Below are 13567 nucleotides of genomic sequence, written 5' to 3'. Positions count from 1 at the left end.
AAGGATGGCACAAAACCGTCTTTACGTTGTGTCTGAACGTACACGCGCTGGTTTTAATGCGTAAACCGTCACGAAACCGCCGCCTAAAATGGCTGGATGAGCACCCCCTCCCCCGCCAATACCGCCGCCACTGCGACTCCTGCGGCCGCAGAAACCGTCAAGCCCAGCAACTTTTTGCGCCAGATCATCGAGCACGACCTGGAAAAAGGCACCTATGCCACCCGCCGCTGGGCCGGCAACCCCGGCGACGCCGCCCACCAATCCCAAGGCGAGCCCGACCCCGCCAAGATCCGCACCCGCTTCCCGCCCGAGCCCAACGGCTACCTGCACGTAGGCCACGCCAAAAGCATCTGCATCAACTTTGGCCTGGCGCGCGACTACGGCGGCGTGTGCCACCTGCGCTTTGACGACACCAATCCTGAAAAAGAAGACACCGAATACGTCAATAGCATCATCGACGCCGTGAAATGGCTGGGCTTTGACTGGAACGGCTCGCCCGACGCCACCCCTTACCAGGCCAGCGACTACTTCGGCTTCATGTACCGCGCGGCCGAATACCTGATCGAATCCGGCCACGCCTACGTGGACGAGCAAACCGCCGAGCAAATGCGCGTGAACCGGGGCGACTTCGGCAAGCCCGGCGTGGACAGCCCCTTCCGCAGCCGCACCCCGGCAGAAAACCTGCGCATCTTCCGCGAGATGAAGGACGGCCAGCACGAAGACGGATCGATGGTGCTGCGCGCCAAGATCGACATGGCCAGCCCCAACATCAACATGCGCGACCCGGCCATCTACCGCATCCGCCGCGCCACCCACCACAACACGGGCGACACCTGGTGCATCTACCCCATGTACACCTACGCGCACCCCATCGAGGACGCGCTGGAGCAGATCACCCACAGCCTGTGCACGCTGGAGTTTGAAGACCAGCGCCCCTTCTACGACTGGCTGCTGGAGCGCTTGACCGAAGGCGGCCTGCTGACTAGCCCGCCCCCCCGCCAGTACGAATTTGCGCGCCTGAACCTCACCTACGTCATCACCAGCAAGCGCAAGCTCGCCCAACTGGTGTACGACCACAAGGTCAACGGCTGGGACGACCCCCGCATGCCCACCATCGTGGGCCTGCGCCGCCGTGGCTACACCCCCGCCGCCATCCAGACCTTTGCCGAGCGCATTGGCGTTACCAAATCCGACAGCTGGATCGACTACAGCACCCTGGAAGGCTGCCTGCGCGAAGACCTGGAGCTGAAAGCCCACCGTGGCATGGCCGTGCTCAACCCCGTCAAGCTGGTGCTGACCAACTGGGACGACGTGATGGGCGCCGGCCACCTGGAGCCCTGCAGCCTGCCCGCCCTGCCCCACCCGCCCGAAGGCGTGGAAAGCCCCGTGCGCCACTTCACCATCGGCAAGGAAGTCTGGATTGAGCGCGAAGACTTTGAAGAAGTGCCCCCCAAGGGCTACAAGCGCCTCTTCCCCGGCAACAAGGTGCGCCTGAAGGGCGGCTACGTTATCGAATGCACCGGCTGCACCAAGGATGCCGACGGCAACATTACCGAAGTGCTGGCCACCGTGGTGCCCGACACCAAGAGCGGCACCCCCGGCGCCGACAGCGTCAAGGTCAAAGCCGCCATCACCTGGGTGGGCGTGGCCGACGGCGTGAACGCCGAAGTGCGCATGTACGACCGCCTGTTCCTGGACGCCCACCCCGACGCGGGCGGCAAGGACTTCATCGAAAGCCTGAACCCGAACAGCCTGAAGGTGGTGACGGCCATCGTGGAGCCGTCATTGGCCAACGCCAAGCCGGACGACAAGTTCCAGTTTGAGCGGCACGGGTACTTTGTGGCGGATCGCATCGACCACAAGGCGGAGAAGCCGGTGTTTAACCTGGCGGTGGGGTTGAAGGATTCTTGGGGGAAGTGATTTCCCGTGAAGTAATAAAAAGGCCAGCAAAGCAAAAAGTTTGCTGGCCTTTTTGATTTGGAATGTTGACGGAGTTCGACCCGAAGCGGACTTAGTAGGCAATCAAACACGTCCTTCGTGCATGATTGAATGGAAATTTCAATAAGACTAAGGGGAGGCAACATGGCAGGGACACAACTCAAAAAAATAACAATCGAGAAATTTCGCGCGCTAAATGACGTCGAAGTTGAGTTCGGTAACTACATCACTGTTATTTGCGGAAAAAATGGAACATCCAAGTCCTCAATCCTTGGGATTGCAGCACAAATTTTTAGTTTTGAAAAAGACTATGTCACCGGCGTAAGTCTTCGTGATTTCAAACAAATCAGCGGTCAAGGCTTCAAGTCTCAGTACAAAGAACATATCAGAATTTCTGAGAAATTTGATATACCGGGATCGCTGTCCGCCATCATTCATATGCATGATGGGTACACCAACCAAGCCGCAACAGCCAACTTGGAATTGATGACCCGCGGCGTTACCGAAAATGAAACAAAAATAATACTGCCACGCCCGGTCATCAGAAAAAATAGTATCGCCACCGGGAACACCAGTAGAAATTTCACACATCCTGTGATTTTCTTGAGCTTGAAGCGGCTTTATCCGATTGCAGACCGTGACTACAAAGCAATAGACTTCGATTATCTAAAAGCCCATGAGCAGGAATTCATTTCTCTGACCAACGAATTACTCAACCGGAGCTCCACCAAGGCCACCGGCACGCACGGAACAATCAATTCCGCCGTGGCCCATGGTGACAACTACAACCACGAGTCAGTTTCCGCTGGTGAAGACAATGCGGGTCAGATCATCATGGCGCTCCTGTCGTTTAAAAAACTCAAAACTGAATATGCAGACTACAAAGGCGGTTTGCTGCTGATTGATGAAGCTGATGCTGGCCTATTTCCAACTGCGCAAGTCAACCTGCTGAAGATTCTTGAACGTGAATGCAGGAAGCTCAATTTGCAAGTTGTTATGACATCTCACTCACCTGTAATGATTGAGTACGCATATGAGCAGAGCCAGCATGAATATAGCAAGAAATTTAAGACAATCTATTTGAGCAATACATATGGATCAGTTCAGGTCATGCAGGACTGGTCTTGGGCAAAGATCAGTGCCGACATCCAAACGAGAACTGTCAGCGCTGGACGGACCGCCACGCTACCCAGCGTCAATGTCTATTTTGAGGACAAAGAGGCCGAAGATTTCTTCTCGGCATTAATCTACCGACAGCCAATAAAGAAATTTCTAAATCAAATGTCGGGCATCAAAATGGGCTGCCCAAATTACGTGTATCTTCTTGACAAGAAGGTTCCGGAATTTTCTGTAAACAGTGTTGTTTGTTTGGATGCTGACGCTAGGTCCCTCTTAAAGGGAAAAGGGTTTAAAACTGTCGTATTGCTCCCGGGTGATTTACCGCCAGATCAACTAATCTTCGAACATCTATACAACCTGCCACCTGATGACGCTTTTTGGGAAAACGACTTGCAGTTTTCTCGTGATGTCTTTACCAATTCAGCTGGGCGCGAGGCAATTAGAGAGTTGGGCATCAGTGGAAACGTTGTCGATCTAGAGGAGCGCCTCGCTGCTTACAGCGGCAACAAGACAAAACGGGACATTTTCAAGAATTTTTACAATTCTGAAGATTTCCAATTGCTGATTTCCACGAGTGTTAAGCCGTTCAGTGCGTGGCGTCATTGGGTAGAAAATAATCCAAAGGCAACTAACGCTTTCTTAGAAAGCTTCAAAGCTGCATTATTCGATGTCATGAAGAACGGCTACGCCGTGGACGATGCCAAACTAGCAACACTGGAAGTCAAACTGAAGAAGGTGCCCAATGTTCTCTAATAGGCTATACAGCCCACTTCGTTACCCTGGTGGTAAAGCGCCTTTTGCACCTTTCATTGCCAAGTTGATGGAGGTCAATGGAGTTGCGGGTGGGCATTACCTGGAACCTTACGCAGGCGGGGCAGGGGTTGCTCTCGACCTCTTGTTTCAGGGTCATGCGAGTCACATTCACATCAACGACGCAGATCCCGCAGTATTTGCGTTTTGGGTCGCTGTAACGCAGCATTCTGAGGAGTTGCTTGAGCTGCTTGCATCGACACCTATTACCATCGAAGAATGGTTTAAGTGGCGCTCTGTACTCCGTGAAGACGGCCAAGCCAGCTTGGTCGAGAAGGGATTTGCCACCTTGTTTATGAACAGAACCAACCGCTCTGGCATATTGAAAGCGGGCGTCATTGGCGGGAAGAGACAAGAAGGCGCCTACAAACTGGACGCCCGTTTCAAAAAGGAAGTCATCGCCGCTAGGATTGAAGCGATCGCTAAACGTTCGAAAGACATCACCGTGTATAGCGAAGATTCATTGACTCTTCTGAAGCGATGCAAAGAGTTTCTTCCTAGAGAGTCATTGATCTATCTTGATCCTCCTTACTACGTCAAAGGCAAGGGGCTGTACCGCAACTATTACGAGCACGACGATCACGTTGCTATCGCGAAAACTATCAAGGCTAAAGGTTTCAAGCGACATTGGGTGGTGTCTTATGACAACGTAGATGAAATACGCACTATGTACCAGCTGGTGAACACGAAGACATACGGACTCAACTACACGGCCCAACGGCGCTATGTAGGCAATGAAGTTATGTTTTTCAGTGAACACTTGATCGTTTGTGATGACGTAATCCCTCAGACGAAGAAAATAGCCTGATAACTATTTTTTCTGGGGAAAAATGTTCCCCCAAGGAGTTTTCGCCTCTCGATTGCACTTAGAACGTTACTTTTTGAATTCAAGATGCAGTCCTCTCAAATCCTCCACTTCTGGTTCACCGAGCTAACCCCTCAGCAGCACTTCACCAAAGACGCTGCCCTCGACGAATCCATCCGCACCCGCTTCGGCCCCACGCTGGAGACCGGAGCCCGCTGTGAGCTATTCCCCTGGCGCGCCACCCCAGAGGGCCGGTTGGCAGAAATCCTGGTGCTGGACCAGTTCTCGCGCAATGTGTACCGCGACACCGCCCGCGCCTTTGCGCAAGACGCCTTGGCTCTTGCGCTGGCGCAAGAGCTGGTGGCCAGCGGGCAAGACCGCAGCCTGCCCACGGCGCAGCGGGTGTTTGCCTACATGCCCTACATGAACAGCGAATCTGCCGTGATTCATGAACAAGCCCTAGAGCTGTTTGCGCAGCCGGGCATGGAAAACAACCTGGACTTTGAGCGCAGGCACAAGGCCATCATTGACCGCTTTGGGCGCTACCCGCATCGCAACGCGGTGCTGGGCCGTACCTCCACGGCCGAAGAACTGGCGTTTTTGAGCGAGCCGGGGTCGTCGTTCTGACTCGGGTGCTATCTCAGCCCAGAACGCTCCTTTATTGATAGCTGCCAGCGCATATCCTTCTAGCGCTATAGGCCCATTTCATTCAAAAAGCTCCAGCAGCAACAAAGCCCATCCATGACGCCTCCGTTCTCCCCCACCTTCGCCCATGTGCCGCCTGGCCGGGTGGCTGGCCCGTTGCAGCTGGTGCCCGTTAACGCCGCCGTGGTGTCCGTGCACACGGCCGATGGCGCGCATGTGGGTTCCCTCAAGCTGGTCGGCGGGGTCTGGAAGTTCAAGGCCATGGGCTATGACGCCGCTGGCCGCATGGAGCCGGGCCATGGGCCGCTGACGGAACAGCACAACATGGCGTTCGCCACGCTCGATGAGGCCGAGGTCAGCGCCAGGTTGCTGGGAGCCTTGGGAAGCGCTCCATAACGAGCGCCAAGAGAGCACCCAAAGTACGAAGCCTTGCCGCGCGGGGCCGCAACCCTCAGCGCTGCGCGTCGGTCAACACAAACTCCACCGCCGCACACACCGCCGCCACCTGCGCCGCAATGCAATGCTCGGGCGTGGCACGGGGGCTGTCGGGGTAGACCTCGGTCGTGGTGGTGTAGCGCGCGCCGCTGATGCCCGCACACAGGCCCCACTGCTTCATCGGGTAGTGGATAACGCCCGGCGCCACCACGGGCGTGCCGATGATTTCGTTCTTGTCGTCCGCAGGCGCAATGTGCGTCACGCGGCTGACGGCTTCGATGATGGCTTGCTGGAAGGCGGGCTGGGGGTTATCGGTGTCGTCCACCAGGTAGAAGCCGTCGGGGATGCTGCCGGGCTCGAACACCTTGCCGTCGCGCGCGGCCACGGCGGGGCGGTATTCGGATTCGTCGGTGTTGGTGGTTTCGTGCAGGTCGATGTGGGCAGCAACCGGGCCGTATTGGGCCTGGTGTTGGGCCACCAGGCGCATGAGGGCGGCGGACTCCTGCGCGGGCGAGCCGTCGCGGAACGAGCGGTTGGGGTCGATGGCGTCGAAGTTCCAGCGCTGAACCCGCTCGTACGCCCAGGGGCTGACGCAGGGCACCACCAGCAGGTTGGCACGGCCGGCAAAACGCTCGGCCTGCGTGTCCACAAACCGCAGTGCACCGTGCACGCCACTGGTCTCGTAGCCGTGCACCCCGCCGGTGACCAGCACGCTGGGCAGACCGGGTTGCCACTGGGGGCTGCGCAGGGCCCGCAGGGGAAAGCGCTCTGCCGGGTGCTGCGCATCGGCATAAATCACATCGCCGTACATCTCCACCTCCAACCGGCCCCGCAGCGCCTCGATGGCCGTGAGCACGTCGTCGGCGTAGCTGCGCTGGCGCACCTGGCGTGCTCGCCACTGGTCGCGTTCTGCCGCGCCCCAGGGCTGGCCGGGCGTGCCGATGGGATAGGTGGGGGTGGGTTGCATGGGTGCGTGGGATGGAGTGGCAGGTGAATGGCAGGTGAATGGCAGGCCCGGCGGCAAACGGGGCCGACGGAACGGACAACGCCAATAAGAGCGGCTAACAAAACTCAGCGAAGCGGTTCTGGCTAGGCGGTGTGTCGCAGGCAGTACGAGTAGTACGACAAGACACAGCAACGACGCCAGAAGAGTTTTGTTAGCCGCTCTAAGGCTTGTCGCAGGGCGTTCATAGAATACCGCGATGCCCTTCCCTTCGATTCGGCCCTTGCGGCTGGCGACCTCGTCGCTGCTTTTGCTGATGTGTGCGCTAGCGCACGCACAGCCCGCCCCCCCACCCGCTGCTGCCAACGCCCCGGCCACGCGCCCGGCGGGCAGTGCCGCTGTGGATGGCACAGCCCCAACACCGAGCGGCGCCACAGCCGCCGCACCCACCGCCGCCGATGCGGCCCTGCTGTCGCGCGACGCGCGGCGCATTTACGAGCTGTCGCGCGACAAGCTGGTACAGATCCGCACGCTGCTGCGCAACGCCAACACGCAGGCGTCGATTGGCTCGGGCTTTTTTGTGTCGGCCGATGGGCTGATCGTCACCAACTTTCACGTGGCCAGCCAGTTGGCACTGGAGCCCGAGCGCTACCGGGGCGTGTACGTGACGATGGAGGGGCAGGAGGGCGAGGTGGAGCTGCTGGCGTTTGACGTGCAGCGCGACCTGGCCGTGCTGCGCGCCAAGGGGCGCACGGCAGCAGCGCCGGTGCTGAGCTTTCGCCCCACCACCGACCCACTGGCGCAGGGCGAGCGCATTTACTCGCTGGGCAACCCGCTGGACATTGGCTTTGCGGTGACCGAGGGTACCTACAACGGCCTGGTCAAGCGCAGCTTTTACCCGCGCATCTTTTTTGGCGGCGCACTCAACCCTGGCATGAGCGGCGGCCCCGCCGTGGACGACGCGGGCCGGGTGCTGGGCGTCAACGTGGCCAAGCGGCTGGATGGCGAGCAGGTCAGCTTCTTGATACCGGCCGAGTTTGCGCAGGCGCTGGTGCAGCGTGCGGCCAACGCCCAGCCCATCACCCAGGCCGCACATGCCGAGATGACGCGGCAGCTGATGGAGCACCAGCAACTGCTGACGGACCGCTTTTTGAAAGCGCCGTTTCGCGAGCAGCGCCACGGCAACTACCGGCTGCCCGTGCCCGACGATGCGCTAGCGCGGTGCTGGGGATCGGGGCGCGACCCGGCCTTCCCGGGCCTGAACCTGGAGCGCACGCAATGCCAGGCCGACAGCGACGTGGTGGCGGGCGACTTCAGCACCGGCGCGGTGCGCCTGTCTTACGAGGCCTACAACGCGCCCACTCTGGGCGCCGCCCGGTTTGCCCGCATGTATTCGCAAAGTTTTGCCAACGAGCGCCTGCCCACACGCGGCAACCGCCACCAGACGGCGGCCGAGTGCACCGAGCGGTTTGTGGACCCCGGCAACGTGCCGCTGCGCGCGGTGGTGTGCCTGTCGGCCTACCGCAAGCTGACCGGCCTGTACAACATGACGGTGCTGGCCACCTCGGTCAACCAGCCCACGCAGGGCGTGCTGGGCCGCCTGGATGTGCAGGGCATTGCGTTTGACAACGGCATGAAGCTGGCCAGCCACTACCTCAAGGCCTTTCGCTGGGAGGCAGCACCATGAGCGCCATGCCGACCACCACCACCCTGGGGCTGATCGAGGCGTTTGACCGTCACGGCGCGCTGCTGGCGCGCGCGCCCATCACCCGCTGGCCCGTGACCGTGGGCCGCGCGCTGGACTGCGACCTGGTGCTGGACGACCCCTTTGTGGCGCCCCGGCATCTGCGCATTGACCGCGCGATGGACGAGCCCCGCACCGTGCAGGTGGAGGTGCTGGAGACCCGCAACGGCGCACGCCTGCAGCGCAAGCAACATGCCCAGGGCGAGCGCTTTGACTGGCCCGATGGCACGCCCATCGACTTGGGCCACACCCACATCAACCTGCGCCTGGCCGATGCGCCCATTGCCGAGGAGCAGGCGCTGCCGCAGTTTCCGTGGCGCACGGTGGGCACCACGGCAGCGCTGGCGGTGCTGGTGCTGCTGGCCGGGCTGGGAGAGTCGTGGCTGGAGGCACGCGACGCCGCGCAATACCTGAAGTCGCTGCCCCTGTTGCTGCTGACCACGCTGGCGGTGGTGGGGGCATGGGCGGGTCTGTGGTCCGTGGCCAACAAGCTGTTTGGCAGCCAGCTGCGGTTCTGGCGCCACGTGCGCATCGCATGCGCCGCCGTGCTGGTGGCCGACGCCGTGCAGTTGCTGAGCTACCTGACGGCGTTCACGTTCTCGCTGGAGTCGCTGTCGCGGTTTGCCCCGGTGCTGATGGTGCTGGTGCTGGCGGGCGCGCTGTACGCCCACCTGGTCACCGTGCTGCCCCGCCGCCGCGTGGGCCTGGCCTGGGCCTTGGCGGCCGTGGTGCTGCTGGGCGTGCCGTCGTGGTTGGGTGCGCAGTGGCTCAACCGCATGCGGCTGGGCAGCGAGCTGTACATGAGCAGCCTGTTCCCGCCCGCCCTGCGCGTGGCCCCTGCGGTGCCGGTGGACCAGTTTCTGCAAGACGCCGACGCGCTGCGCGGCAAGCTGGACCGGCGCCTGCGGGACGACGGGCTGGCGGAAGAGGACGACGAGTAGCCCGTCAGACGGACTGCGTAAAGCAGCCCAACCCCACACCGCCCCCCACCAGCCCCCATGCGCCGCCGCAAGCCCCACCACCACGTCTATGTGGTCGAACTCTCCAAAGACGTGCTGCTGGAGCCGCGCTTTCGCAAATGCAACCCCGGCTACATCGACGGCAAGCCCTGCGTGTACGTGGGCATGACGGGGCTGGACCCGGATGTGCGGTTTGACAAGCACAAGGCGGGCATCCAGGCCAACCGGTTTGTGACGCAGTACGGCCTGCGGCTGCTGCCGGACTTGTACGAGGGCTTCAACCCCATGACCTACGAGGAGGCGGTGGACCGGGAGATCGAGATCGGCATCGACCTGCGCTCGGCGGGATTTGGGGTGTGGCAGGCGTGAGCGCCTGCTCAACGGTAGCGCCTGTTCAAAGTCAGGGCCCCACGCGCATCCTTTAAGATTCCGCCCCGCTGTATCAGCCACTCACTTTTTTATAGCTGCTCGCGCATGATCTTCTAGCGCTTGCGGCCCATTTCACTTGAATTTGATTGCCATGAACTTCGCAGACCGCCTGAAGCAACTCCCCTCCGCCAGCCACCTCGCCGCCCTGCAACTGCTGGGCGCGGACGGCCAAACGCTGGCCACCATCGAGAACAAGCCCGGCCAGACCGGGTCGCTGGTGGTGTATGCCGCGCTGGCGGCGCTGTATGGCGGGCAGATCACGCCTGCCGCTGCCAGCCTGGGGCTGGAGTGGTATGCCGAGCATGTGGCAGATGCGCGCGCCTTTCCGGGCAAGCACCCCAACATCGATCGGCTGCTGGCCTGGGCGCAGGGCAGCGAGAGCTTTGCAGTGCGCACCGTCGCAGCCTGAGACAAAAAGTTGCCGTGGCAGCGGCAGGTTGTCGAAAACGCGCAGGCCCGTTCGTCGTAGGGGTATGAACACGTTGAATGAGCGATATCGTTCGGCGGTTCACGCTTTCATCCACCCTGATGTCCACCTTCAAGGAGACCCCGCATGACCACCACGACCGGCACCGTCACCCTGCACCGCGTGCTGCGCGCACCGGCAGAGCGCATCTACCGCGCGTTTCTGGATGCCGACGCCCTATGCAAATGGCTGCCACCCCATGGCTTCACGGGCCGGGTGCTGAGTCTGGATGCGCGCGTGGGTGGCAGCTACCGCATGCAATTCACCAACCTGAGCAGCGGCGGCACGCACGCATTTGGCGGCGAGTATGTGGAGCTGGTGCCGGGCGAGCGCATCGTGCACACCGACCGGTTTGACGACCCCAACCTGCCGGGCGAAATGCGCACCACCATCCAGCTCAAAAAGGTGATGACGGGCACCGAGGTGTCCATCGTGCAGGCGGGCATCCCGGCGGTGATCCCGACCGAGATGTGCACCCTGGGCTGGCAGGAGTCGCTGCAGCTGCTGGCGCTGCTGGTGGAGCCGGAGATTCCGGGCGAGTAACGCACTGCCCCCTTGCGCCAGGCCCACGTCAGTTCAAAGCCATCACTTCAACCACTTGTCTGCCGCCTGCTTGATGGTGCCCCGGCTGTCCACCAGGCCCCACACAAAGCCCATCACGCGCACATAGTCGGCGTCGTCGGTGGGCAGCATGAAGCCCAGGTAGTTCTTGGGCGTGAGCGGTGCGTCCACAAACGCAGCAGCCAGGCGCGGGTCGGCCTTGGCGTAGTGCAGGGCTTCATACGTCTCGGTGATCATCACGTCGCCCTTGCCCTCGGCAATCAGCGCGGGGATCTCGGCGTTCTTGTCGTGCGTGCTGACCTGTGCGGCCTTGAGGTTGGCGAGCACATAGGTCTCATTGGTGCCGCCGGGGTTCTTGATGACGCGCACGGAGGGCTGGTTCATCGCGTCCACACTGGTGTACTTGGCCTTGTCGGCCGCACGCACCAGGGCCACTTTGCCGAACGGCGCGTAGCCGGGCAGCATGTCAAAAATGCGCATGCGGTTGACGTTGCGGGTGATGCCCCCCACGGCCACGTCGAACTTGTCGCCCTGCAGGTCCTTCACCAGGTTGGGCCACGAGGTCTGCACGTACTCGATCTTCACGCCCAGCTCCTTGGCCATGGTTTCAATCACGTCGATGTCGTGGCCGCTGTAGCCCGCGTCGGTCTTGATGGCAAACGGGCGGTAGTCGCCAGGCGTGCCCACGCGGATGACCTTGGTCTCCATGATCTTGTCGAGCCGGGGGCCGGCATGCGCGGCCTGGGAGACGAGAGACATGGCGGCAAACAGGGCGGCCGCAGCAACGGCGAGTGTTTTCTTGGGGATCATGGGAAAGGGCTCCAGAACGCAAAGGGATGCAGAAGGGATAAATCAAGCCCGCCCGGCCAATGCTGCACGCACCGGCCGCGGCGGGGCCACCAAAGAATACGCCAGCACCAAGCATTCAACGTGCCATGTGCGTGTCACTGTGCGTGCCCCATGATGGCACCGCGCAGGCACTGCCACCCTGCTGGGTTACCCTGCATGCCCTGACGGCGCTGCCAACGGCTGGCGCCAACCACCCACCGCCCCTACCCAACAAGGAACCCCATGAAAAAACTCAACGTCACCATCCAGCTCGAAATGACCGTGCCCGACGACTGGCAACTGGTCGAAACCTCGGAAGGCACGCCCGTCATCCAGATGGCCGACAACAAATTTCTGGACCTGGCCATCGAGCCCCTGTTTGCCAACGACCCCGAAGACATGTGGAGCAGCAGCGAGAACGAGGACGAGCTCAACGAGGTGCTGGAGATGGTGGAGAGCGAAGAAGTGGCGTACGAGTTTGTGACGCACTGACCCGTGAAACACCGGGCGCTGCAGTCGGCTTACAACTGCGAGCGCAGCAGCCCGGTCATCTTTTCGTGCAGCTTTTCGCTCCACGGCCGCTCCAGCCACGCCTCGTAGGTCACGCGGCGTGACCGCTTTATGTCGTCTTCAAACACCAGCGTCTGGCGCTGCGCAAAGGCGGCGTCATACACGTTCAGGTTGGCCTCGTCGTTCAGGCGGAACGAGCGGTTGTCAAAATTGGTGGAGCCCACCGACACCAGCAGCAGGTCCACGATCATGACCTTGCAGTGGTACATGGTGGGCCCGTACTCGTAAATCTCGGCCCCGGCCTGCAGCAGCTCGCCCCAGGTGGCGCGGGATGCGGCCTTCACCGTTTCGGTATCGGTGTGCTCGCCGGGGGTGACCAGGCGCACGCGCACGCCGCGCGCCAGCGCATCCATCAGCAGCTTGCGGGTCAGGTCGTCGGGCACAAAGTAGGCCACCGACAGGTCGATGCTGCGCTCGGCTGCCGTGATGGCCAGGTGGTACATGAGCTGCATGCTCTCGCTGCCGCTCGATGGCGAGCTGGAGAACATCTGCGCCTTTTGCCCACCCGCTGGAGCAATGGCCGGAAAGTACGCCTCGCCATGCAGCACCTTGCCGGTGACCTTGAGCCAGTTGTCCAGAAACGTGGCCTGCATCTGCGCCACGGCGGGGCCGCGCACCAGGTAGTGCGAGTCGCGCCAGTGGTCGGGGTCTTGCGCGTTGCCCGTCCACGCGGGCGCAATGCCCACGCCGCCGGTAAAGCCCACCTGCCCGTCCACCACCAGCAGCTTGCGGTGGGTGCGGTTGTTCAGGCGGGCCAGGTTGTACCAATGCGGTTTGTGGAATTTTTCAATCTGCACCCCGGCCTCCTTCATCTCGGCCAGGTAGCTCTCTTCCATCTTGGCGCTGCCCACCCAGTCGAGCAGCACATGCACGGGCACACCGGCGCGGGCGCGCTCGCTCAGGGCGTCGGCAAACTGCTTGCCGATGTCGCCCGACCAGTAGATGTAGGTTTCGAAGGTGACGCTCTTTTGGGCGGCCTTGATGGCGGCCAGCATGGGCGGAAAGATCTGGTCGCCGTTGATCAGCTCCGTCACCGCATTGCCGCCCACAATGCCTGGGCCGAGCAGGCTGCCCAGGGCACGCTCGAACTGCGGGTGGGCGGTGGTGTACAGGCGCGGCAGCTGCTGCTGCACCTTTTTCTCGCCCGCCGTGAAGTTGAGTGCCAACAGGACAAGGGCCCCCGTGGCCAGGGCCGTGAGCAAAACAGTGAGCATGGTGGAGCGGCGGCGACGAGGGGCGGCGGGTGGCATGGCGCGATGGTAGGTGGCACCATGCACGCGCGATGTAGGCGGACGCCGCCAACACCGGGGGCACA

General features: G+C 61.4%; 14 protein-coding genes. 11 read left to right on the top strand and 3 right to left on the bottom strand.

From position 1 onward, the window contains the following. Positions 1 to 96 precede the first annotated feature (96 nt). The 5 genes from C8C99_RS04265 to C8C99_RS04245 all read left to right on the top strand — a co-directional run bounded on the left by C8C99_RS04265 (position 97) and on the right by C8C99_RS04245 (position 5713). Positions 97 to 1920 (top strand): glutamine--tRNA ligase/YqeY domain fusion protein, encoded by a 1824-nt coding sequence (locus C8C99_RS04265; RefSeq protein ID WP_108625054.1) that lies wholly within the window; start codon positions 97 to 99, stop codon positions 1918 to 1920. 162 nt (positions 1921 to 2082) lie between these two features. Then, positions 2083 to 3810: an AAA family ATPase gene (locus C8C99_RS04260; protein WP_158274158.1), complete on the top strand. Its 1728-nt coding sequence runs from the start codon at positions 2083 to 2085 to the stop codon at positions 3808 to 3810. Further along, complete coding sequence (locus tag C8C99_RS04255; RefSeq protein ID WP_108625052.1) at positions 3800 to 4675, top strand: DNA adenine methylase; 876 nt, start codon at positions 3800 to 3802, stop codon at positions 4673 to 4675. Before C8C99_RS04260 ends, C8C99_RS04255 begins: the two co-directional genes overlap by 11 nt. Positions 4676 to 4759: 84 nt before the next feature. Continuing rightward, on the top strand, positions 4760 to 5299 hold the full coding sequence (locus C8C99_RS04250) for a DUF924 family protein (protein WP_108625051.1): 540 nt from the start codon (positions 4760 to 4762) through the stop codon (positions 5297 to 5299). A gap of 114 nt (positions 5300 to 5413) precedes the next feature. Then, positions 5414 to 5713, top strand: coding sequence for a hypothetical protein (locus C8C99_RS04245; RefSeq protein WP_108625050.1), 300 nt, complete (start codon positions 5414 to 5416; stop codon positions 5711 to 5713). Between the two features lie 55 nt (positions 5714 to 5768). On the opposite strand, the gene C8C99_RS04240 is transcribed toward C8C99_RS04245, so the two are convergent. After that, positions 5769 to 6719, bottom strand: a complete 951-nt coding sequence (locus C8C99_RS04240; protein ID WP_108625049.1) for a M14 family metallocarboxypeptidase — start codon at positions 6717 to 6719, stop codon at positions 5769 to 5771. 235 nt (positions 6720 to 6954) lie between these two features. On the opposite strand from C8C99_RS04240, the gene C8C99_RS04235 reads away from it, so the two are divergent. The 5 genes from C8C99_RS04235 (at position 6955) to C8C99_RS04215 (ending at position 10836) form a co-directional block, all read left to right on the top strand. After that, the gene (locus tag C8C99_RS04235; RefSeq protein WP_108625048.1) at positions 6955 to 8382 is read left to right on the top strand and encodes a serine protease; all 1428 of its coding nucleotides are present in this window, start codon (positions 6955 to 6957) and stop codon (positions 8380 to 8382) included. Then, positions 8379 to 9380, top strand: coding sequence for an FHA domain-containing protein (locus C8C99_RS04230; protein ID WP_108625047.1), 1002 nt, complete (start codon positions 8379 to 8381; stop codon positions 9378 to 9380). The genes C8C99_RS04235 and C8C99_RS04230 overlap by 4 nt, the downstream gene beginning before the upstream one ends. 57 nt (positions 9381 to 9437) lie before the next feature. Continuing rightward, the gene (locus tag C8C99_RS04225; RefSeq protein ID WP_015014990.1) at positions 9438 to 9767 is read left to right on the top strand and encodes a hypothetical protein; all 330 of its coding nucleotides are present in this window, start codon (positions 9438 to 9440) and stop codon (positions 9765 to 9767) included. Positions 9768 to 9918: 151 nt separating this feature from the next. Then, complete coding sequence (locus C8C99_RS04220; protein ID WP_108625046.1) at positions 9919 to 10236, top strand: DUF2322 family protein; 318 nt, start codon at positions 9919 to 9921, stop codon at positions 10234 to 10236. 144 nt (positions 10237 to 10380) lie between these two features. Beyond that, complete coding sequence (locus C8C99_RS04215) at positions 10381 to 10836, top strand: SRPBCC family protein (protein WP_108625045.1); 456 nt, start codon at positions 10381 to 10383, stop codon at positions 10834 to 10836. Positions 10837 to 10878: 42 nt separating this feature from the next. Here C8C99_RS04215 and C8C99_RS04210 read toward each other — a convergent pair whose 3' ends face one another. Continuing rightward, positions 10879 to 11664: a transporter substrate-binding domain-containing protein gene (locus tag C8C99_RS04210; protein WP_199226318.1), complete on the bottom strand. Its 786-nt coding sequence runs from the start codon at positions 11662 to 11664 to the stop codon at positions 10879 to 10881. Positions 11665 to 11925: 261 nt separating this feature from the next. Between C8C99_RS04210 and C8C99_RS04205 the strand changes: the two genes are divergently transcribed. Next, a complete protein-coding gene (locus C8C99_RS04205) occupies positions 11926 to 12174 on the top strand; it encodes a hypothetical protein (RefSeq protein WP_015014994.1) in 249 nt (82 codons plus the stop codon). 29 nt (positions 12175 to 12203) lie between these two features. On the opposite strand, the gene C8C99_RS04200 is transcribed toward C8C99_RS04205, so the two are convergent. Continuing rightward, complete coding sequence (locus tag C8C99_RS04200; protein ID WP_056640310.1) at positions 12204 to 13466, bottom strand: phosphatidylserine/phosphatidylglycerophosphate/cardiolipin synthase family protein; 1263 nt, start codon at positions 13464 to 13466, stop codon at positions 12204 to 12206. Between the last annotated feature and the right edge of the window lie 101 nt (positions 13467 to 13567).

The sequence above is a fragment of the Acidovorax sp. 107 genome (genome assembly GCF_003058055.1).
Lineage (GTDB): Bacteria > Pseudomonadota > Gammaproteobacteria > Burkholderiales > Burkholderiaceae_C > Acidovorax.
Note: the sequence above shows the minus strand (reverse complement) of the source record. Positions and strands in the feature narration are given on the sequence as shown.

What these genes read in the sequence shown, in the direction of transcription:
- C8C99_RS04225 (WP_015014990.1), top strand. Translation starts at nt 9,438, where the DNA reads ATGCGCCGCCGCAAGCCCCACCACCACGTCTATGTGGTCGAACTCTCC.
- C8C99_RS04215 (WP_108625045.1), top strand. Translation starts at nt 10,381, where the DNA reads ATGACCACCACGACCGGCACCGTCACCCTGCACCGCGTGCTGCGCGCA.
- C8C99_RS04230 (WP_108625047.1), top strand. Translation starts at nt 8,379, where the DNA reads ATGAGCGCCATGCCGACCACCACCACCCTGGGGCTGATCGAGGCGTTT.
- C8C99_RS04205 (WP_015014994.1), top strand. Translation starts at nt 11,926, where the DNA reads ATGAAAAAACTCAACGTCACCATCCAGCTCGAAATGACCGTGCCCGAC.
- C8C99_RS04235 (WP_108625048.1), top strand. Translation starts at nt 6,955, where the DNA reads ATGCCCTTCCCTTCGATTCGGCCCTTGCGGCTGGCGACCTCGTCGCTG.
- C8C99_RS04255 (WP_108625052.1), top strand. Translation starts at nt 3,800, where the DNA reads ATGTTCTCTAATAGGCTATACAGCCCACTTCGTTACCCTGGTGGTAAA.
- C8C99_RS04250 (WP_108625051.1), top strand. Translation starts at nt 4,760, where the DNA reads ATGCAGTCCTCTCAAATCCTCCACTTCTGGTTCACCGAGCTAACCCCT.
- C8C99_RS04265 (WP_108625054.1), top strand. Translation starts at nt 97, where the DNA reads ATGAGCACCCCCTCCCCCGCCAATACCGCCGCCACTGCGACTCCTGCG.
- C8C99_RS04260 (WP_158274158.1), top strand. Translation starts at nt 2,083, where the DNA reads ATGGCAGGGACACAACTCAAAAAAATAACAATCGAGAAATTTCGCGCG.
- C8C99_RS04200 (WP_056640310.1), bottom strand. Translation starts at nt 13,466, where the DNA reads ATGCTCACTGTTTTGCTCACGGCCCTGGCCACGGGGGCCCTTGTCCTG.
- C8C99_RS04245 (WP_108625050.1), top strand. Translation starts at nt 5,414, where the DNA reads ATGACGCCTCCGTTCTCCCCCACCTTCGCCCATGTGCCGCCTGGCCGG.
- C8C99_RS04210 (WP_199226318.1), bottom strand. Translation starts at nt 11,664, where the DNA reads ATGATCCCCAAGAAAACACTCGCCGTTGCTGCGGCCGCCCTGTTTGCC.
- C8C99_RS04240 (WP_108625049.1), bottom strand. Translation starts at nt 6,719, where the DNA reads ATGCAACCCACCCCCACCTATCCCATCGGCACGCCCGGCCAGCCCTGG.
- C8C99_RS04220 (WP_108625046.1), top strand. Translation starts at nt 9,919, where the DNA reads ATGAACTTCGCAGACCGCCTGAAGCAACTCCCCTCCGCCAGCCACCTC.